Below are 20,427 nucleotides of genomic sequence, written 5' to 3' on the forward strand. Positions count from 1 at the left end.
TAGGTTAAGATAATAAATAACGAAATATGAAAAGGGGAGAAAGAACAATGGCTAATAGTACTTTACGTATGTTGATGCCACAGTGGCAAGGTGGAAATAATGAGGCAGGATATGCTTTAGGAGCAGAACTCTTATCGTGGTTAGCACCAAAAAGCGATGACCCTTTAGTAGAGGTTCCTATAGAATCAGACCCTGAATTATTAAAAACTGAGGAAGGTGTAGTTGCACGTCAGGCACTATTAAAACAATTGCAATCAGCAGAACATTTAATAGAGCAACATCAACCAGATAATATTGTAATATTTGGTGGTGACTGTTTAGTTGGACAAGCACCTTATGCTTATCTTAATGAACGTTATGGTGGGGATGTCGGTGTGTTATGGATAGACTCGCATGGGGATATTTCATCCCCGAAAGAAATGGAAAATGCCAATACAATGGTATTAGGTAATTTATTAGGAGAAGGAGATCAAGCATTTGCTGACAAAGTGAAAATGCCATTGAAACCTCAAAATGTTATGTTAGCTGGTATTAAGCCAAAAGATTATGAGGCTGAACGGATTGAAGCATTAGGCATCCAAGTAGCATATCCTGAAGATTTTGAAGGAGATAGTGATATTGTTATAAAATGGATAAATGATAACAGTATTAGACATTTAATCGTTCACTTTGATGTCGATATATTGGATCCAAACCGATTCCGTTCCCAGATTTTTGCCAGTCCAGAACCAATTTCTATCAACTGGGCTGAAGGTGAAATGAATTTGGGGCAAATTGGCAGGCTCATTGATGATGTTTCTAAGCATACCAGTGTCGTTGGTTTAGGTATTACAGAACATATGCCTTGGGATGCTAACGCGTTACGTAATCTATTGAATAAATTACCGTTGTTAAAAAATGAGTAACTAAAGGGGAAGGGATAGAAATCATATTTTTATAAAATGATTTCTTCACTCCAATCCATCAAGTATGTGTAGGAAAAAAGAATACAAAAGCTGAAGTTATTGTATAAATGTCTATTTAAAAGTTGGATCTAAGTATATTTGCATTTTTATTATTTACTGCTAATACGATATTTAAGGTTGAAACATTATTTATGTTTCAACCTTCTTTAGTGTTAAAATGATGTATACGGGTGGTGATTTAATGAGTATGCAAGAATTTCATGGGAAAGTAAAAAATATTGACGATACGCCTTTTGGTTATACAATGTCTATTATCGGTGGTAAATGGAAAATGGTGATTCTCTATTTAATAGCTGAAAATGAAAAGGTTCGATTTAACGCGCTGAAAAGAATGATAGGTACTATAACTTATAAAACATTAAGTACACAGTTAAAAGAATTGGAAGCAAACGACATTATAATTAGAACAGAATACCCACAAATACCACCTAAAGTAGAATATTCACTTTCAGAAAAAGGCAAATCTTTAATCCCAATTTTAGAAACTATATGTGAGTGGGGCCTAGATCATTAAATAGGATAAAAAATGTATTAAAATTTAACTATGTATCGTTTTAATTTATATCAATTTTTTTGACACTTAAATTATAAAAGCCAGAGATAAAAAGAACTAATATATCTCTGGCTTTATATTGTAATTGATTAAATATATAGTTGTTTTACTAATAACGTGAGTTCACTGTCTTTGCCGTATAATATAGCTTATTATCACGAGTTAAAATGTGGTCGGCACACTGAACGCTTTCTGTCGATAACGCTTCATAAAACACGCTTTATTAAACTTATATGACAATAATTGTTACCAATGAAAAATGCCATATTAAAACTGAAATATTTAAAATAATTAATAAATTATTTTAATTCAAAATCTTTAAGCGTTGCGTCAGGGTTTAAAACTTTATCTGGATTGAATTCATTTAAAGATTGATTTGCATGTATTTTTTGAGGTAAAGTATGATTGGCTAAAGCAGCTTTACCAAGCGCAATTAAATCCGCTTCTTTATTTTTGAGCATACTTATCGCCGTTTCAATATCCTCTAAATGCCCATTTGCAATAATGGGAACATCAGTATGACGTTTAGCGAGAGCAGCTAACGAAAGCGTATTATCATTGAAAGCAGGTTGCCAAGCTTTATACTCTGTTGTATGGATATAATCAACGCCGGAGTCAGCTAGATTTTCAAAAATAAATTGAGCATCCTTTTCGCCACCTTCCCATTTGTAGTCAAAGTCATTTACCTTACTTTGAGAAATACGGATACCCACGATAAAATCCGATGAGACTTCTGACTTAATAGCTGTAATTACTTCTAATATAATTCTGATTCTATTTTCTAACGAACCGCCATAATCATCATTTCTTTGATTGGTATACGTAGTTAAAAACTGGTCTAATAAATATCCGTTTGCAGCGTGGATTTCAATACCATCAAATCCTGCATATTGAGCATTTTTAGCAGTTTTCACAAAACTTTGTACAACACTCTTTATACCTTCAATAGATAAAGCTTCAGGCGTTGGATATTTACCTTCGCCATTATACATTGCGCTTTTTTCTCCTTTAGGAACAATTGAAGAAGGTGCGACAGACGTATAACCAAATGCGTTGCCATGTACGAGTGCGCCTGCATGCATAAGTTGAGCAATCATTTTAGAGCTGTTTTCATGCGCTGCATCAACGACACTTTTCCAAGCATCGATTTGATTTTGAGTTACAAGACCAGGTTGATGTTGGTACCCAGGGCTATGTGTTTCATCTATAAAAAGACCTTCAGTAATTATTAAGCCAAAGCCACCTTCAGCAAAAGAACGATAATAATTCAGCATCTCAGATGTAGGGATAGCTTTTAATGTAGCACTAATACGCGTCATAGGTGCGAGAGTTATTCTATTTTTAACATTTAAAGTATCTAATGGTTGAAAAAACATTAGGTTCTTGACCTCCTCTAATAAATTCAGTAAATTCATTTTAACTTTAGTCGCGAGTTTAGTAAAATTGAAATCATTGAATCATCTGTTCAATATTTTTGAAGGAGAGATACAAATGGAATTTCGTCAATTAATTACTTTTAAAAGTATTATAGAACATGGAGGTTTTAAAGAAGCGGCGGATCAGCTAGATTATGCCCAATCTACTATAACCACACATATAAAAAATTTAGAAGAAGAACTTGAACACGAATTATTTAATCGTTTAGGTAATCATGTCACGCTCACTAATTATGGTGAGAAATTATTACCTTATGTGAAACAATTACTACAAATCTACTATCAAATTGAGGATTTAGATGATGAACCCAAAGGCCGACTAACTATAGGTATATCGGAATCTTTAATGATATGTAGAATACCAGAAATTTTAGAAATGTATAAAAAAAATTACCCTAAAGTCCAAATTTCTTTGAAATCCGTAGCACCTAACGATATTAAAGCACATCTTCAAAAAGGTGTTATAGATTTAGCGCTTATATTAGAAAATGAAAATTGGCAAAATAAACTTTTTTATATTGAAAAATTAAATACTGAAGGAATGATTTTAGCTTATAGTAATACCAAGCAAAATTTAAATACAGCGCTATATTCAGACCAATTTTGTAGTTATCAACCAATGCTGAAAGAATACTTTAAAATTAATTCTTGGGAAGTACAAGATAGCTTTGAATTTCAAAGCATTGAAGCAATTAAACAATGTGTAGAACATGGGTTAGGTATTTCAATTTTCCCATATTTTTCAATAAAAAAAGAGTTGGAACGTAAACAATTTACTGGAGAAGAAGTAGATGTAAATAACAAAGGTATTGCGACATTTTTGGTCTATCATCAATCTAAGACATTGTCTTCATCAGAAATAGCAATGATTGAAACAATTAAAGATTGTGCTAAAAGATGGTATTAGTAGTAAAAGTATGAACCAGCGAACAAAAAAGTATCTAAATAAAATATATTTTATGAAATTGTTGTGATCAAACGCACAATTCATCACATAAAAACTAGTAAAATATCTTTGAGGTACAAGAATGTTTTCCTAGTTAATAAGCTGCTTACCTAAGTGTAATACTATTATGAAGGGCAAGAAACGCCATGTGCTTGATAAACTCATTTAACAACTGTTAATGTATTTAACACTTTTGGGAAGCCAACATATGTTAAGAGATTTTTAGATGTTATATACAAAACTCCGACTTCAGTAATGTCAGAGTTAAAAAACGTAAATCTTCAGTGCCAGTAAGTGGATTTGAAGGGCTCTATGATGGAGACTTTATTTTTGCTTATGTTTATATTTTACTTTTTATACCAATCTAAAGCATTTTGATAAAATATTTTATGACAAGCTTCGTCGTCGAATATTTCTGTAACTAGATCAATATCTGCACTAGAAAATCGTTGTGCTGCACGCGTAGAAGGTAAATCTGTGCCAAACATGACCGCGTGAGGATTCGTTTGATAAATTAGTTTTAGTGCATTTTTAATATTTAAATCTACACAACTAAACCCTGTAGCTTTAACGTGAACGCCTTTATCTACTAAATTCAATAAATTAGGAAGACCTTCCTTAGACAGACCAAGGTGATCAATTGAAATAGCAGGAAGTTCTAAAAGTGTTTTTTCAAGTTCAGGTAAATTTTTTGAATCAATATATAATTCGCTGTGCCATCCTACTAAATCATAAACCCGTTTTGCAAAATACTTTAAATGCGCTAAATCTTCTGAACCACCACGTTTAACGTTGAATCTCAACGCTTTTACACCACTATTATTTAAAGATATGATTGTTTCATCAGATACTGTGTAAGGTAACTGGGTAACCCCGTAAAAATCAGGTCCCAAATCATTAAGTGCTTTCAAAATATATTTTTGATCAAAGCCTTGAAAAGATCCAGACACTATAGCCCCGCCTTGAATGTTGATATCTTTAGTTTCACGCTTGTAATCTTCAACCATATAACTTGGTGGCAAATAGCCATTGTTTTCTTTTATATCAAAATTAAAATCAATAATGTGAAAATGTGAGTCAAAAATTTTCATTTTTAAACCCTCCGTTTTTATCAACAATATACTACTTCTGAAAAGGTTGAAATAATATTTATTAATTATCATAAGTCATTTGTATAAATTATAGGAGCTTTTCAGGTTCAATTTTAATTTTTGAAAATTGTAAGTTGACTCTATAAATATAGAATGATTGATCTAAGCCACCAAGTTGTGAGTAGTAAACGTTCAGATGCATTAACGCATGCGGAGGAATTTAACGAAAACAATTGAACAGCCAAAGCTTTTAGAACAAGCAAAATTTGATTTTCTATTTATGTTAGATAGTTTATATCTTGATGAGAAAACTCACCTAGGTATGTTTACATTTTTGAGCCAATTTCTTGAATGTTGATTATTGATAACTATTTGTTATTAATCAGTATTTTTTAAATTTCTAGTAGTTCTTATATGGTTTAGCTTTCATGATTAAGCGTTGAAATCACTGAAACCATATCTTCGTTGATGACTAAATCTGCATTATGATCATAAGGTGTGGCATCTCTATTAATAATAATAAGATTTTGTCCTTTGAAGTTTGAAATTAGACCTGCCGCTGGTTGAACTACGAGTGATGAGCCTAAAACAATTAATGTATCAGCCGTTTCAATTTTATTAATAGCATTAAAAATAGTGTTTTGATTTAACATTTCTCCATAAAGTACGATATCAGGTCTAATGATACTGCCACATGATTCACAATGGCGTAGGTGATGTTGCATGACATAAGATTTAGAATATTTATTAAAGCAATTAACACAATAGAACTGATTTAAAGTACCGTGAAGTTCATCTACATTCGAACTACCCGCATCAGAATGAAGGCCATCGATATTTTGGGTGATAACGCCTAAAGATTGTTGGTCTTTTTCGAGTTGTGCAATCCAATGATGAATGGTATTTGGTTGTTTATCGGCAAGAAGTAAACGTTTATGATAAAAATCGACAAATCCTTCTGGATCATCTTGTAGATAATTAGTACTTAACAAGTATTCAGGTGAGTAACCTTCTTTTGAAATTTCATCGAACAGACCACCCATAGACCGAAAGTCAGGCACACCACTTGCTACAGATACGCCAGCACCTGTAAAAAATGTAATTCTACTGGAATTGTTAATGATATCTTTCAATTGTTCAATATTACGATTCACACTTATCACTCCATTAAAAATATACTCTGTTGTTATGAATATTTTATTATACTTAATATAATTTTAAATATTAGGCACTATTTTAGCAAATATGGAAAAGTATAATTGAGAGCAAATAAGTTTATGGCTATTTTAAGGCATCTAATTCACTAAGAATATTATAACTAACAAACAAAACCTATAAAGTCTCGTCATTTACAGTATTTTTTATGTATTAGTGAATGATTGGGGCTTTATTTTTTATATAAAAATTTAAAAAATTCCCACATGTACTTTTTACAATAAATACCCAATTCAAGTTTTTTTAATAATTATTAATTGAAAAATATTATCATTTGTATTGACAACCATAAAAGACCAATATATGATATAAATCAAATCGTAACTATTACGATTTGATAAGGCTGCGCAATGAGCCAAAGTTTTTTAATCAATGTTAGCAGGCTTATATAAAAATTTTAAATAGAAGGAGAGTCGTATGAATCGAAAGGTTATAGAATTTTCTAAGTATAATCCATCGGGGAATATGACGATACTAGTGCATTCGCAACATTATTCAAGAGATTACGCATCCATAGCTAACCAATTAATGACAACGAGTCATGTTTGTTGTGAGCAAGTTGGGTTTATAGAGTCCACTGATACGGACTTTAATAAAAGTTGTCATTTAGTTATGAGCGGAAATGAATTTTGTGGTAATGCCACAATGTCATACATACATTATTTACAAGAAAGTAATATACTGCAAAAACGGCAATGTGCAGTTAAAGTTTCGGGATGTTCAGGGTTGGTTCAGTGTGAAGTACATAGCAATCAACATTATGAAGTCAGTATGCCCCAAGCACAACGCGTGTCCGCAAAAAAGCTTAATATTGATCAGCAACAACGGCATGCAATAGAAATTATATATGAGTCATATGTACATTTTGTTGTTCCAGTCACTGAAGTGACTACCAAATTGCAACATCAGGTTGAACAATTTGTCCGTCAGCAAACATGGAGTAATAAGTATAAAACGATAGGTATCATGTTATTTGATGAACAACGTCAGTTTCTTAAGCCGCTTATTTTTATACCAGAAATTCAAAGCTTAGTTTGGGAAAATAGCTGTGGTTCTGGTACTGCATCGGTCGGCGTTTTTAAAAATTATAACGCTGAAAGTGCATGCGAGGATTTTATAGTTTATCAGCCAGGTGGCAACATTCTAGTGACATCTAGGAAATGTCCAAAGTCTGGGTTTCAAACTTCCATTAAAGGGCAAGTCTCAACAGTCGCAACAGGAAAAGCATTTATAGAATAGGAGACTAAAATGAATAATTTAGAGAAAGAGATTAGTGCTATATTACATAAATATTTATTAAATTTTGAAACACTATATGAAAATGTCTTAGAAAATAGTGACTACATTGATGCATTAGAAACATTAGTGGATGAGTATAGTCAGTTTATATTAAATCCAGTTTTTAGAAGATTGTATGAAGATTGGGAAGATGAAGCGGTTAAAGAACATCTTACAACGAGACTTCAATTCATATCAGCCCAATGTGTTAAACAAGTAGAAGTTATTCGAGCACAACGTTTATTAGACGGTAAGGCTTCTACTTCAGGATACTTTGATAACATCGAGCACTGTATTAATGAGGAATTTGGGCAATGTCATATAACTGAAAAAGACAAATTATTGTTAGTTGGATCTGGTGCATATCCTATGACACTCATTCAAGTGGCAAAGGAGACTGGTGCTTCTGTTATTGGCATTGATATTGATCCAACGGCAGTTGATTTAGGTCAAAGGATTGTTAAAGTATTAGCACCAAATGAAGATATAGAGATTACAGAGCAGACAGTAGACCAATTAGTAGATATCAAAGAAGTGACACATATTATATTTAGTTCAACAATTCCAATTAAATATGACATATTGGAGCAACTTTATGATTTAACGAATGAAAATGTTGTTGTTGCAATGCGATTTGGTGATGGAATCAAATCATTATTTAACTATCCCTCTGAGAAAACTAGCGTAGATAAATGGCAATGTGTAGATAAACGTATACAATCTGATCAAATTTTTGATATTGCTTTATATCGAAAGGCATCAATAAAGGTTGGTGTAGCGGATGTCTAAAATATTAATTATCGGTACTGGGCCAGTTGCAATTCAATTAGCCCAGCTGTGCCGTCTGACAACAGAGAAGGAAATAGATATGGTAGGCCGTGCCTCTACCTCGTTGAAATCACAAAAGTTATATCAAGCATATCAAAACGATAATTACTTTGAAGTAACAACCCAAAATGATGCTCATAAACACATGGAAGGCCGCTTCCAAATTAGTCATTTGTATAAAGATATAGAAGTTGTTAATGGTCACTATGACACAATTATTATGGCGTGTACGGCAGATGCATATCATAGTACATTATCACAACTATCGACAGTAACATTAGAAAAAGTAAAGCGTATCTTGTTAGTATCGCCTACGTTTGGTTCGCAAATGATTGTCGAGCAGTATGTGACTAACTTCAATAAGGACCTCGAAGTTATATCATTTTCTACATATCTGGGTGACACGCGTTTGTATGATACTGAGCAACCTAACCAGGTTGTAACCACTGGGTTGAAGACGAAATTATACGTAGGTTCTAATCGTGAGCATTCAGCAACAATCAATTATTTAACAAGTGTGTTCAAGCAATTTCACATAAATTTGGTAGATATGCCAACAGCTTTACATGCAGAAACACGCAATAGTTCTTTGTATGTGCACCCACCATTATTTATGAATGATTTTTCATTAAAAATTATTTTTGAAGGGACAGAAGTACCTGTTTATGTGTATAAGTTATTTCCAGAAGGTCCAATTACGATGACACTCATTCATGAAATGCGTTTGATGTGGACAGAGATGATGACGATTTTAGCAGAATTTAGTGTGCCGTCAGTCAACCTTTTGGAATTCATGGTGAAAGAAAACTATCCTGTGCGTCCTGAGACATTAGCGGATGATGATGTCTACAGTTTTGAAAAGTTACCGGCAATTCATCAAGAATATTTACTGTATGTGAGATATACAGCAATATTAATAGATCCGTTTTCAGAGCCTGATCAACACGGCCGCTATTTTGATTTTTCCGCGGTACCGATTAAGCAGCTTTATGAAAATGAACAAGGCGTCGTTCATATACCACGTATGCCAAGTGAGGATTATTACCGTACTTCAATTATTCAACATATTGGCAAACTATTAGGTATTAAGACACCAATGATTGATACATTTATGAAGCGTTATGAACAATATTGTCAGGACTATAAAAAGCATAACCAACAATTATCATCACAATTCAACGTGAACTTATATAAAGATGATAAATCTTTGGTAGAGGTGTACTTAGATACCAAAGGTAAGATTTAGTGACAATGATTTGTAATATAAAAATATTAAATGGTTTTTGATTTTACATAAGTATGATCCACACGATTAAAAATGATATTACAATTTTTAAATGAGAAAGAGGAAAAATAATGAACAAACTTACTAAGATGAGTGCAGTATTAATTGCATCAGGTGTTATTTTAGCGGGATGTGGAAACGGCAAAGGCATAGAAGAGAAGAAAGAGAACAAGCAGTTAACGTATACAACAGTGAAAGATATTGGAGATATGAATCCACATGTTTATGGAGGGTCTATGTCTGCAGAAAGTATGATTTATGAGCCACTTGTACGTAATACTAAAGACGGTATCAAGCCATTATTAGCTAAAAATTGGGATGTATCTGATGATGGTAAAACGTATACTTTCCATTTGCGTGATGATGTTAAATTCCATGATGGTACAGGGTTTGACGCTGAGGCAGTTAAGAAAAATATTGATGCAGTTCAACAAAATAAAAAATTACATTCATGGTTAAAGATTTCAACATTAATTGATAATGTTAGTGTTAAAGACAAATATACCGTCGAACTTCAGTTAACAGAACCATATCAGCCAGCTTTAGCAGAATTAGCAATGCCGCGACCATATGTATTTGTATCACCTAAAGATTTTAAGGATGATGGAACTAAGAATGGCGTGAAATCATTTGATGGCACAGGTCCATTTAAACTGGGTGAACATAAAAAAGACGAGTCAGCAGATTTTAATAAAAATAATGATTATTGGGGCGAAAAAGCTAAGTTAAATAAAATACAAGCAAAAGTAATGCCAGCAGGTGAGACTGCCTTTTTATCAATGAAAAAGGGTGAGACGAACTTTGCTTTTACAGACGATAGAGGCACAGTTAGCTTAGACAAAGACGCTTTAAAGCAATTGAAAGATTCTGGCGATTACCAAGTTAAACGTAGCCAGCCTATGAATACAAAAATGTTAGTCGCAAATTCTGGTAAGAAAGATAGTCCAGTGAGTGATAAAAATGTAAGACAAGCGATTGGTCATATGGTAAATAGAGATAAAATAACTAAAGAGATCTTAGATGGCGAAGAAAAGCCGGCAACACAACTATTCGCGAAGAATGTTACAGATATTAATTTTGACATGCCTACGCGTAAATATGATGTTAAAAAGGCGGAAACGCTGTTAGATGAAACGGGTTGGAAACAAGAAAAAGATAGTAATGTCCGTAACAAAGATGGTAAAGAATTAACAATGACTATGTATTATGACAAAGGATCTTCTAGTCAAAAAGAACAAGCAGAATTTTTACAAGCAGAATTTAAGAAAATGGGTGTTCAATTACAAATTAGTGGTGATACATCAGACAAAGTTGCAGAACGTCGTACATCTGGTGACTATGACTTAATGTTTAATCAAACTTGGGGATTATTATATGACCCACAAAGTACAATAAGCGCATTTAAAGCAAGTAACGGTTATGAAAGTGCGACAGCAGGTATCGCCAACAAAAAAGAGCTATACAACAATATTGATGAATCATTTAAAATCCAAGATGATAAACAGCGTTCTGATGCATATAAACAAATTTTACAACAAATAGATGATGAAGGTATTTTCATTCCTATATCACACGGCAGAATGACAGTGGTTGCACCTAATGATTTAGAGAAATTATCATTTACACAGTCGCAATATGAATTGCCTTTTAATGAAATGCAATTTAAATAAAGGAGTGCATTTATAATGTTCAAATTTATTTTAAAGCGCATGATGATTATGGTTCCACTGATGATTGTAGTGAGCTTTATGATATTTTTACTAACTTATATAACGGATGAAAACCCGGCGGTTACAATTTTGCATGCACAAGGTACACCGGATGTATCGCCGCAACTAATTGAAGAAACAAATGAGAAATACGGTTTAAATGACCCATTATTGATTCAATATAAGAATTGGCTATTTCAAGCATTACAGTTAGACTTCGGTACGAGTTATATTACAGGCGACCCTGTTGCAGAACGTATTGGTCCAGCGTTTTTTAACACATTAAAATTAACTGTCATTTCTAGCATTTTCGTAATGATTACATCAATTATTTTAGGGGTTGTCAGTGCCTTAACAAGAGGGGGATTTGCAGATCGTGCGATACGTTCTGTGGCTTTCTTTCTAACAGGCTTACCATCTTATTGGATTGCTTCGATGTTAATCATTTACATTTCTGTAAATTTAAATTTATTGCCAACTTCTGGACTGACAGGTCCTGAAAGTTACATATTGCCAGTTGTTGTTATCACAATTGCATATGCTGGTATTTACTTTAGAAATATTAGGCGTTCAATTGTTGAGCAGTTGAATGAAGATTATGTACTGTATTTGAAAGCATGTGGTGTGAAGACTACAACTTTAATGTTGCACGTATTGCGTAATGCATTACAAGTTGCCGTCTCAATCTTCTGCATGTCTATACCAATGATTATGGGTGGTTTAGTAGTAATAGAGTATATATTTGCTTGGCCAGGATTAGGGCAATTAAGCTTGAAAGCCATATTAGAACATGATTTTCCTGTCATACAAGCGTATGTATTAATTGTGGCTATACTATTTGTTGTATTTAATACATTAGCAGATATAATCAATGCACTCTTGAATCCAAGATTAAGGGAGGCATCGTGATGATTATTTTAAAACGTTTATTACAAGACAGGGGCGCTGTTATCGCTCTAGCCATTATTGTCATATATGTTGTGTTAGGTTTTGCAGCCCCCTTGGTGACAACACACGACCCTAATCATATTGACACAGCTAACAAATATAGTGGACCAAGTTTACAACATTTCTTAGGAACTGATCATTTAGGACGAGATATTTTAACGAGGTTGATTTATGCGATTAGACCTAGCTTATTATATGTTTTTGTAGCGCTTTTTATTTCTGTTTTGGTTGGTGCCATATTAGGATTTGTTTCTGGTTATTTCCGGGGTTATATTGATGCGTTTATCATGCGTATGTGTGATGTGATGCTAGCATTTCCTAGTTATGTTGTTACACTCGCACTGATTGCGTTATTTGGTATGGGCGCTGAAAATATTATTATGGCATTTATTTTAACGCGCTGGGCGTGGTTTTGTCGTGTGATTCGCACAAGTGTTATGCAATATACTGCTTCAGATCACGTTAAATTTGCCAAGACAATTGGCATGAGTGATTTGAAAATTATTCGCAGACATATTATGCCGTTGACACTTGGTGATATTGCAATAATCTCAAGTAGTTCTATGTGTTCTATGATTTTACAAATATCTGGATTTTCATTTTTAGGGTTAGGTGTTAAAGCGCCGACTGCTGAGTGGGGCATGATGCTCAATGAAGCTAGAAAAGTAATGTTTACTCATCCAGAAATGATGTTTGCTCCAGGTATTGCAATCGTTATTATCGTTATGGCATTTAACTTTTTATCAGATGCATTACAAATTGCGATTGATCCAAGGATATCTTCAAAGGAAAAACTACGTTCTGTGAAGAAAGGGTTGGTGCAATCATGACGTTATTAACAGTACAACATCTGTTTATCAAAGATAGCTGGACAAATCAGACCATTGTTAACGACGTAAATTTTACAGTGTCTAAAGGTGAAGTGTTAGGTATTATTGGTGAAAGTGGTAGTGGTAAGTCAGTTACATGTAAAGCTTTAGTAGGTTTAAATCCTAAGCGTTTAAGTGTTGAAGGAAAAGTGACATTTAATAATGTACAAATGCTTACTTTGTCAGAGATGCAGTTAAAGAAGCATAGAGGTAAAGATATTGCGATGGTTATGCAACAAGGTAGCCGTGCATTCGATCCTTCATCTACTGTGGGCAAGCAATTAATTGAAACTATGAAGGTTCATACACAACTATCTATTCAAGAAATCGAAGTAACATTGACAGAATATATGGATTATATGGGGTTAAACAATCCCAAACAGATATTAAAGTCGTATCCCTATATGTTATCGGGTGGTATGTTACAGCGTTTGATGATTGCTTTAGCTTTGGCATTAAAACCTAGATTAATTATTGCAGATGAACCAACGACAGCTTTAGATACTATTACGCAATATGATGTGTTACAGGCGTTTAAAGATATTAAGCAACATTTCGATTGTGCCATGATTTTTATTTCCCATGACTTAACAGTGATTAATCATATCGCAGATCGAGTAGTTGTGATGAGGAATGGACAACTTATTGAAGAAGGAACTAGAGAAGCGGTGCTATACCAACCACAACAAACGTATACTCAATATTTATTATCTACACGAAAAAAAGTTAATGATTATTTTAAATCTGTGCTAAGGGGGGAATCAAATGCTTAAGATTATGAATGTTGAAAAGTCGTATTCGCGTTCACAAATGTTTCAGCGTAGCATGACCCCTATTGTTAAAGATGTATCTTTTGAATGTCCAGTTGGTAAAGCAATTGCAATTATCGGCGAGAGTGGTAGCGGAAAATCAACATTGAGTAGGATGGTACTAGGTATTGAGAAGCCTAACAAAGGTTCAGTAACGTTGAATGATCAACCCATTTATAAGAAAAAGGTGAGAAATCATCAAATAAGTGCGGTTTTTCAAGATTACACATCTTCATTACATCCTTTCCAATCAGTGAAAGAAATATTATTAGAAGTGATGTGCCAGTGTGACAATCAACCTAAGGCAGTCATGGAGGCACGAGCGATTGAATTATTAGAAGAAGTTGGATTATCGAAAGTATATATGGACAAATATCCAAATATGTTATCCGGCGGTGAAGCGCAACGTGTGGCGATTGCACGCGCCATATGTATGAACCCTAAATATATATTGTTCGATGAAGCAATCAGTTCTTTAGATATGTCGATTCAAACCCAAATTTTAGATTTGTTAGTAAATTTACGCTCGAAAAGGCAGTTAAGTTATATTTTTATTACACATGATATTCAAGCTGCCACCTATTTATGTGAGCAGTTAATTATTTTTAAAAACGGCAAAATTGAAGAACAAATTGCAACCAAAGATCTACATCTAAGTGATAATGCTTATACAAAAGCATTGATTGAAAAACAACTATCATTCTAAGGAGTGAGACAATGAAAGGTGCTATGGCATGGCCTTTTTTGAGATTATATATACTAACATTAATGTTTTTTAGTGCTAACGCTATTTTGAATGTCTTTATACCATTACGAGGACATGATATAGGAGCTACAAATACGGTTATCGGTATTGTAATGGGTGCTTATATGCTAACTGCTATGGTATTTAGACCGTGGGCAGGACAAATTATTGCACGTGTTGGCCCGATTAAAGTATTACGCATCATTTTAATTATTAATGCAATTGCTTTAATTCTATATGGTTTTACTGGATTAGAAGGATATTTCTTGGCACGTGTGATGCAAGGTGTATGTACAGCATTCTTCTCGATGTCATTACAACTAGGAATTATTGATGCTTTACCAGAAGAGCACCGTTCAGAAGGGGTCTCGTTGTATTCGCTATTTTCGACAATCCCCAATTTGATTGGCCCAATTATAGCCATAGGTATTTGGCACGCTGATAATATTTCCATTTTTGCGATTGTTATTATTTTTATTGCGTTATCCACCACGTTCTTTGGTTATCGTGTCACAATTGCTGAACAAGAACCGGATACGTCCCATAAAATTGAAAAAATGTCATTTAATGCAGTTACGGTATTTGCTCAGTTTTTCAAAAACAAAGAGTTGTTCAATAGTGGTTTAATCATGATTGTAGCATCGATTGTATTTGGTGCGGTAAGTACTTTTGTTCCGTTGTACACTGTGAATTATGGCTTTGCGAGTGCGGGCATATTCCTGACTATTCAAGCTGTAGCTGTGGTTGTAGCAAGATTTTATTTAAGGAAATATATCCCATCGGATGGATTATGGCATCCAAAATTTATGGTGACTGTCTTATCGTCACTAATGATTGCATCTTTTGCTGTGGCGTTTGGTCCACAAGTAGGTATCGTGATTTTCTATGCGAGCGCAATCTTAATCGGTATCACACAAGCATTGGTATACCCAACATTAACATCTTATCTAAGTTTTGTCTTACCTAAAGTAGGCCGTAACATGTTATTAGGATTGTTTATTGCATGTGCAGATTTAGGTATTTCTTTGGGAAGTGTCATAATGGGACCGATATCTGATTCACTAGGGTTTAAATGGATGTACATTATTTGTGGTCTGCTTGTGATTTGCGTCATGGTTTTAAGTGTGATAAAACGTCCTATATCCTATAAGTCGAGTTAGCGTAGATTATCAAAAGCTTTAGTACATGATGATTGAAAAGTGAAGTAATTACAATCATGAAAATAGTAGTGTATGTATTATTTTACTTGGCGAGGGTTCTAAAGTGATTTACTGAGTCAGTTTAAAATGATAGAGATATTACATATAAAACATATAATAAACGCTATAAATTGCTTAAGTAAGGCATTTTATAGCGTTTTTTTATTTGGGTATTCAAATAAATAATAAGGAAATACTTGTTAGCTTACTTTATACTTAAAACAAAATGACAGAATAGAGGTTATTGTAGTGAGGAAGTTATGGATTTGGGGCATATGTATCGTCGTTATTGTTACTATTGTGGCATTTATTACTATAAAGGTGTTTACTCAAAACCAATCTACGGTGGAAAAACCTGCACAAGCAAATTTTATGAATAGCTCAACGCCTACACTATTTTTACATGGTTATGGTGGGAGCGCAAATTCAGAAAAATTTATGGTTAAACAAGCCAAACAAAATGGGGTTACTAAAGATGTGATTACAGCGAATGTTTCTAAAGGTGGAGAGGTTGAATTAAAAGGGAAACTTGAAAAAGATACAACTAATCCTATCGTACAAATTGAACTTGCCAATAATAAGCAAGGTGATCTTGATAAAAATGCGAAATGGTTTAAAAATGTATTAACGAAATTGCAAAGTGAATACGACATTAATAAGTTTAATTTTGTAGGTCATTCTATGGGTAATTTATCATTTGCTCAATATATGCTGACGTATGGGAATGACCCGTCGTTACCTCAATTGAATAAACAAGTGAATATTGCTGGGACATATAATGGCGTATTAAATATGAATGAACAAGTGAATGAAATTAGTGTGGATGCTAATGGCAAACCTAGCCGCATGAATCAGCCATATCAAGAATTACAACAACTTAAAGAGATATATAAAGGTAAAAATATCGACGTATTAAATATATTTGGTGATTTGAAAGATGGAACTAGCTCTGATGGACGTATATCTAATAGTTCATCTAAGTCGTTAAAATATTTACTTGGTGATAGTCCGAAAAGCTATAGAGAATCCAAGTATGAGGGTAAATCAGCACAACACAGCCAGTTACATGAAAACAAAGAAGTTGCTAAAGAATTTATAGCATTTTTATGGACGAAATAAGATGACATAGTTTTTTAAATTAGTATAAAAAAGCGAAATGCAAATTAGCATCTCGCTTTTTTATTTTTGATATTTATTCGGGTTCACCGTCTTCATCATATTTCGTTACATTTCCATCTTGGTCAATTATATAAGAACCTGCTAAATCTCCATTTTTATCAGTGAATGAGAATCCCCAGTCTCCATCATCACTTTGCTCGGGCTCTTTATAAGTATATTGAGAAGTGTTTAAACTGTGTCCTTCGTATTCTTCTACTATATCAATTACATTTTTTCGCGTCACACTAGTATCCTTATCGCTATCACTTTCGCTACTATCTTGTGCTTGTGATTCGTTAGATTCAGAGATAACAGGTACCCAATTATCTAGTTCACTTTGTGAGAAGTCTTTTAATTTTACAGTTTTTGGATTATTAAGTATGTTGTTAGATTGGTTTTTTGAATATTCATCCTCATCCCAACGTTTGTCTTGAAAATGGCTAGGCACATCATAGATATTTACTGTCCCATCATTGTTATCTTTGTATATAACTTGCCCAGCAGCAGTAGGTGTGCCGTATAATGCTTGAGTTCCGTTTGGGAATGTGGCTGAAGCGCTCTCGTTATAAGGGTTTAACGCCTTGCCAGACACGTCTGCATGTGTGATTTCAGTATTGGATGGGTCTACATTACCACCATTATTTTCAATGACGGAAATCCATACTTTAGCATAGTGTTCTGGTGAATTTATATTTTCACTATTGCTATTTGAATTATCTGAGGAAGTTTCGTTGTTAGACTTTGTTTGGTCATCATTGCTACTTCGATTGTTATTATGTTGGTCTTGATTGCTTGTGTCTTTGGAATCTTCTCCTGAACCTGTATTAATGTTGATGTCACATGCAGATAGAATCATAGTGGTTATTATAGCCCCAAATGCTAAGTATTTAAATTTCAAAAAAATCCCCCTTTAAAATAAAGAATATTGTTATAATTCATTATACATAATTAGTTGTCAGAAATCTTATTTTTCAATATTTTATTGTTTGCAAAAAAATTCAGTCCATCATTGAGAGTATTTGATGTTTAAAATATGTTTCATACATAAGTAAAAAATGTAGTTTGCTATGTACAACTTTATTTTAGTACACTGTAATTATCAAACTTATAGGGGAGTTTAAATGGACAGTTCACAGAATCAAGTTATCGAAAGTTACAAAGCATTTTGGACACGTTTTATTGATGTTAATGGAAGGTCAACACGTCCTGAATTTTGGCATCCTTTTTGGATTAATTTTTTAATATCTTCGGTTTTGGGTGTTGTATCGAGTGGTTTACTTAGTGGCTTATTTGCGATAGCTATTATTATTCCTACTTTCACTGTGATGGTAAGACGTTTACATGATACAAATCGTACTATGATTCTTGCCATCGTTTCATATATTAGTGGTTTTATTACGTTAATTGCTGCAACTTTATTTATTATAGGTGTTATTGTCGTTGTTGCTAATACAGAAAGCAACGGTTTGCTCGGTGCTACAGTAATGGCTGGCATTTTCGGTACGGTAATCGCAGGATTGGTCACGCTTTATACTTGGTTTGTACTAATTCTTGCAGGTAATAAAGAACCTAATAAGTACGGTACGGGAGGAAGTTGCGACACTGATATCGAAGTATATACACAATAATGAAAATAGAAGTAACCATATAGAGCTGGGAGCATATTCAAATTAATTGCGCCCAGCTTTTTGTTTATTAAAAAGTGTGTAAAATTAACGCTTACTTTAAAGTTTAGTTTTGGAGAACTTAGTTGAATAAATTAGGCAATTACATTTTTCGATAACAAAAAGTTTATTGTTGTAGTTCACAAGAAAACAATCATTAATTAAAAATGTATAAAATATTTTGAAACTTGACTATTTAAGTAATATAAATTTTTGATTATTTATTGAAAATAAAGGTCTAATATAATTCTGATTATGTTAGTATGTTTATATGAAATAAAATAAAATGAATAGGGGACTATGTAAATGAATTTAGACGAAAAATCTTATATTGAACAACAAGTTGCAAATCGTTCAAAATCAACTGGAATAGCTTATCTTTTATGGTTTTTTCTAGGTAGTTTTGGAGGTCATAGGTTTTATTTTGGAAAAACAGGATCTGCTATAGGTTTAATTGCATTAACATTATTAGTTTCTTGGTGGACTTTAGGAATTCCGACTTTTATTTGGATTATTATAGATGCATTTCTTATACCAAGTTGGAAACATAAAGAAGAACAGTCCATAAGAGAGCAAGCCACTGCTGAAGTAAAATTCATGCAAAATAAGTAAGTACAATTTAAAACATTATTAAGCAGTGAAGAATTTATATTCAATAGATTTCTTCACTGCTTTTTTTAATATATTTAATGAAAATAGAAGTAGAGGTATCAATTGTCTAGAATTGGGGAAATAAAGTATTAGTATAATATTTTACAACATTGATGTATTTGAGCTCCTTAATTGATTGATATTTATTGTTAATCAGAAATGTTAGTTAAAGAATTGGATTAAATGCTTTTTGAATTTCTTGACGTTTCAAATGATATAATTTTTTCAATTTAGCGATATTTTAAATAGTTGTTGATAAAGCTTAATGCCAGTTACTTATCATATATTTATAACCAATAAAAATGATACAATCTATTAAATTAAAGATAGGAGGCTTATTAATGAATAATCAAAGAAAATGGGTAATTTTATATTTTATTGCTTTTTTGATCATGATTGCAGTTAATTATTTAAGTGGTAGTAATATAGGAAGTATCGCCAAAAATAAACAAGCAATTATTCAACCTGCTGGTTTCGCATTTGCAATTTGGGGTTTAATCTATGTGCTTATTTTAATATGGCTAATCAAATTGTGGCTAATGCGCTCGCGTGATAAAGAAGTAGTAAGTCGATTAAAATATCTTCCTATTATTAATTTTATATTAAATAGTGTTTGGATTATTGTTTATACACAACAATGGTTCTTAATTTCAGTAATCGTTATTATAGCGTTACTTTATAATATCGCTCAAATGTATGTAATATTATCCAGCTATCGAGGTTTTAATCGTTTCCCAATTTCAATTTATTTCGGTTGGACGACTGTCGCAACTATCGTTAATATTTTCTCGTTAGCGATAAATTATCATGTTAAAACAATATTCGGTTTAACAGAATTAAGTTGGACGATTATAGCGTTAATTTTAGCTACAATGATTGGAGTTTTTATAGCTATCTCTTTTAAAGATTGGCTATATCCATTGGTCTTAATATGGCCTTTTTATGGTATTTATATAGAAAATAGTAATCATTATTTAAGCGTAGATATTATTTTAATCACGACCAGTTTTATATTATTTGTTAATGCGGTCATTATAGTCTGGAAAAATTTCATTAGGGATAGGCTTTAGATTTTCAA

At 32.9% G+C, this 20,427-nt stretch carries 20 protein-coding genes; 16 read left to right on the forward strand and 4 right to left on the reverse strand.

Annotated features, from left to right (window positions below; genetic code table 11):
• The first annotated feature begins 47 nt into the window (after positions 1 to 47).
• Together J5E45_RS05980 and J5E45_RS05985 are read left to right on the forward strand one after the other, a co-directional pair.
• Complete coding sequence (locus J5E45_RS05980; RefSeq protein WP_069793346.1) at positions 48 to 905, forward strand: arginase family protein; 858 nt, start codon at positions 48 to 50, stop codon at positions 903 to 905.
• A 241-nt stretch (positions 906 to 1,146) separates the two neighbouring features.
• Positions 1,147 to 1,479 carry a winged helix-turn-helix transcriptional regulator gene (locus tag J5E45_RS05985; protein ID WP_069793347.1) on the forward strand — a complete coding sequence of 111 codons (333 nt, stop codon included), beginning with the start codon at positions 1,147 to 1,149 and terminating at the stop codon, positions 1,477 to 1,479.
• Positions 1,480 to 1,817: 338 nt separating this feature from the next.
• Here the strand turns inward: J5E45_RS05985 and J5E45_RS05990 are convergent, their stop codons facing one another.
• Positions 1,818 to 2,894, reverse strand: coding sequence for an oxidoreductase (locus J5E45_RS05990; protein WP_208181820.1), 1,077 nt, complete (start codon positions 2,892 to 2,894; stop codon positions 1,818 to 1,820).
• Between the two features lie 115 nt (positions 2,895 to 3,009).
• On the opposite strand from J5E45_RS05990, the gene J5E45_RS05995 reads away from it, so the two are divergent.
• The gene (locus J5E45_RS05995; protein ID WP_208181821.1) at positions 3,010 to 3,861 is read left to right on the forward strand and encodes a LysR family transcriptional regulator; all 852 of its coding nucleotides are present in this window, start codon (positions 3,010 to 3,012) and stop codon (positions 3,859 to 3,861) included.
• A gap of 386 nt (positions 3,862 to 4,247) precedes the next feature.
• Here the strand turns inward: J5E45_RS05995 and J5E45_RS06000 are convergent, their stop codons facing one another.
• Positions 4,248 to 4,991: an amidohydrolase family protein gene (locus tag J5E45_RS06000; protein WP_208181822.1), complete on the reverse strand. Its 744-nt coding sequence runs from the start codon at positions 4,989 to 4,991 to the stop codon at positions 4,248 to 4,250.
• 419 nt (positions 4,992 to 5,410) lie between these two features.
• The gene (locus J5E45_RS06005) at positions 5,411 to 6,145 is read right to left on the reverse strand and encodes an NAD-dependent protein deacylase (protein WP_101094146.1); all 735 of its coding nucleotides are present in this window, start codon (positions 6,143 to 6,145) and stop codon (positions 5,411 to 5,413) included.
• 478 nt (positions 6,146 to 6,623) lie between these two features.
• Between J5E45_RS06005 and cntK the strand changes: the two genes are divergently transcribed.
• The 10 genes from cntK (at position 6,624) to J5E45_RS06055 (ending at position 16,995) form a co-directional block, all read left to right on the forward strand.
• Complete coding sequence (cntK, locus tag J5E45_RS06010) at positions 6,624 to 7,445, forward strand: histidine racemase CntK (RefSeq protein ID WP_208181823.1); 822 nt, start codon at positions 6,624 to 6,626, stop codon at positions 7,443 to 7,445.
• A gap of 9 nt (positions 7,446 to 7,454) precedes the next feature.
• Entirely contained in the window at positions 7,455 to 8,273 is an 819-nt protein-coding gene (gene cntL, locus J5E45_RS06015) for a staphylopine biosynthesis enzyme CntL (RefSeq protein WP_107549003.1), read from the forward strand.
• Positions 8,266 to 9,558 carry a staphylopine biosynthesis dehydrogenase gene (cntM, locus tag J5E45_RS06020; protein WP_208181830.1) on the forward strand — a complete coding sequence of 431 codons (1,293 nt, stop codon included), beginning with the start codon at positions 8,266 to 8,268 and terminating at the stop codon, positions 9,556 to 9,558. The genes cntL and cntM overlap by 8 nt, the downstream gene beginning before the upstream one ends.
• Before the next feature lie 110 nt (positions 9,559 to 9,668).
• Positions 9,669 to 11,267: a staphylopine-dependent metal ABC transporter substrate-binding lipoprotein CntA gene (cntA, locus tag J5E45_RS06025; protein ID WP_208181831.1), complete on the forward strand. Its 1,599-nt coding sequence runs from the start codon at positions 9,669 to 9,671 to the stop codon at positions 11,265 to 11,267.
• 15 nt (positions 11,268 to 11,282) lie between these two features.
• Complete coding sequence (gene opp1B, locus J5E45_RS06030; protein ID WP_069793356.1) at positions 11,283 to 12,215, forward strand: nickel/cobalt ABC transporter permease; 933 nt, start codon at positions 11,283 to 11,285, stop codon at positions 12,213 to 12,215.
• Entirely contained in the window at positions 12,215 to 13,084 is an 870-nt protein-coding gene (gene cntC, locus J5E45_RS06035; RefSeq protein WP_069793357.1) for a staphylopine uptake ABC transporter permease subunit CntC, read from the forward strand. Before opp1B ends, cntC begins: the two co-directional genes overlap by 1 nt.
• On the forward strand, positions 13,081 to 13,896 hold the full coding sequence (gene cntD, locus J5E45_RS06040) for a staphylopine uptake ABC transporter ATP-binding protein CntD (RefSeq protein ID WP_107549007.1): 816 nt from the start codon (positions 13,081 to 13,083) through the stop codon (positions 13,894 to 13,896). The genes cntC and cntD overlap by 4 nt, the downstream gene beginning before the upstream one ends.
• A complete protein-coding gene (locus J5E45_RS06045) occupies positions 13,889 to 14,638 on the forward strand; it encodes an ABC transporter ATP-binding protein (RefSeq protein WP_107549008.1) in 750 nt (249 codons plus the stop codon). The genes cntD and J5E45_RS06045 overlap by 8 nt, the downstream gene beginning before the upstream one ends.
• An 11-nt stretch (positions 14,639 to 14,649) precedes the next feature.
• The gene (gene cntE / locus J5E45_RS06050) at positions 14,650 to 15,837 is read left to right on the forward strand and encodes a staphylopine family metallophore export MFS transporter CntE (RefSeq protein ID WP_208181833.1); all 1,188 of its coding nucleotides are present in this window, start codon (positions 14,650 to 14,652) and stop codon (positions 15,835 to 15,837) included.
• A 303-nt stretch (positions 15,838 to 16,140) separates the two neighbouring features.
• Complete coding sequence (locus J5E45_RS06055) at positions 16,141 to 16,995, forward strand: alpha/beta hydrolase (RefSeq protein ID WP_420882515.1); 855 nt, start codon at positions 16,141 to 16,143, stop codon at positions 16,993 to 16,995.
• A gap of 73 nt (positions 16,996 to 17,068) precedes the next feature.
• Here the strand turns inward: J5E45_RS06055 and J5E45_RS06060 are convergent, their stop codons facing one another.
• A complete protein-coding gene (locus tag J5E45_RS06060) occupies positions 17,069 to 17,932 on the reverse strand; it encodes a hypothetical protein (RefSeq protein ID WP_237282804.1) in 864 nt (287 codons plus the stop codon).
• A 223-nt stretch (positions 17,933 to 18,155) separates the two neighbouring features.
• On the opposite strand from J5E45_RS06060, the gene J5E45_RS06065 reads away from it, so the two are divergent.
• From J5E45_RS06065 to J5E45_RS06075, 3 genes are all read left to right on the forward strand, one after another.
• Complete coding sequence (locus J5E45_RS06065) at positions 18,156 to 18,662, forward strand: DUF805 domain-containing protein (RefSeq protein WP_039068218.1); 507 nt, start codon at positions 18,156 to 18,158, stop codon at positions 18,660 to 18,662.
• A 342-nt stretch (positions 18,663 to 19,004) separates the two neighbouring features.
• A complete protein-coding gene (locus tag J5E45_RS06070) occupies positions 19,005 to 19,310 on the forward strand; it encodes a TM2 domain-containing protein (RefSeq protein ID WP_039068217.1) in 306 nt (101 codons plus the stop codon).
• 380 nt (positions 19,311 to 19,690) lie between these two features.
• Complete coding sequence (locus J5E45_RS06075) at positions 19,691 to 20,419, forward strand: tryptophan-rich sensory protein (RefSeq protein WP_069793362.1); 729 nt, start codon at positions 19,691 to 19,693, stop codon at positions 20,417 to 20,419.
• The last annotated feature ends 8 nt before the right edge of the window (positions 20,420 to 20,427 follow it).

Source organism: Staphylococcus shinii (genome assembly GCF_017583065.1).
Taxonomy (GTDB): domain Bacteria; phylum Bacillota; class Bacilli; order Staphylococcales; family Staphylococcaceae; genus Staphylococcus; species Staphylococcus shinii.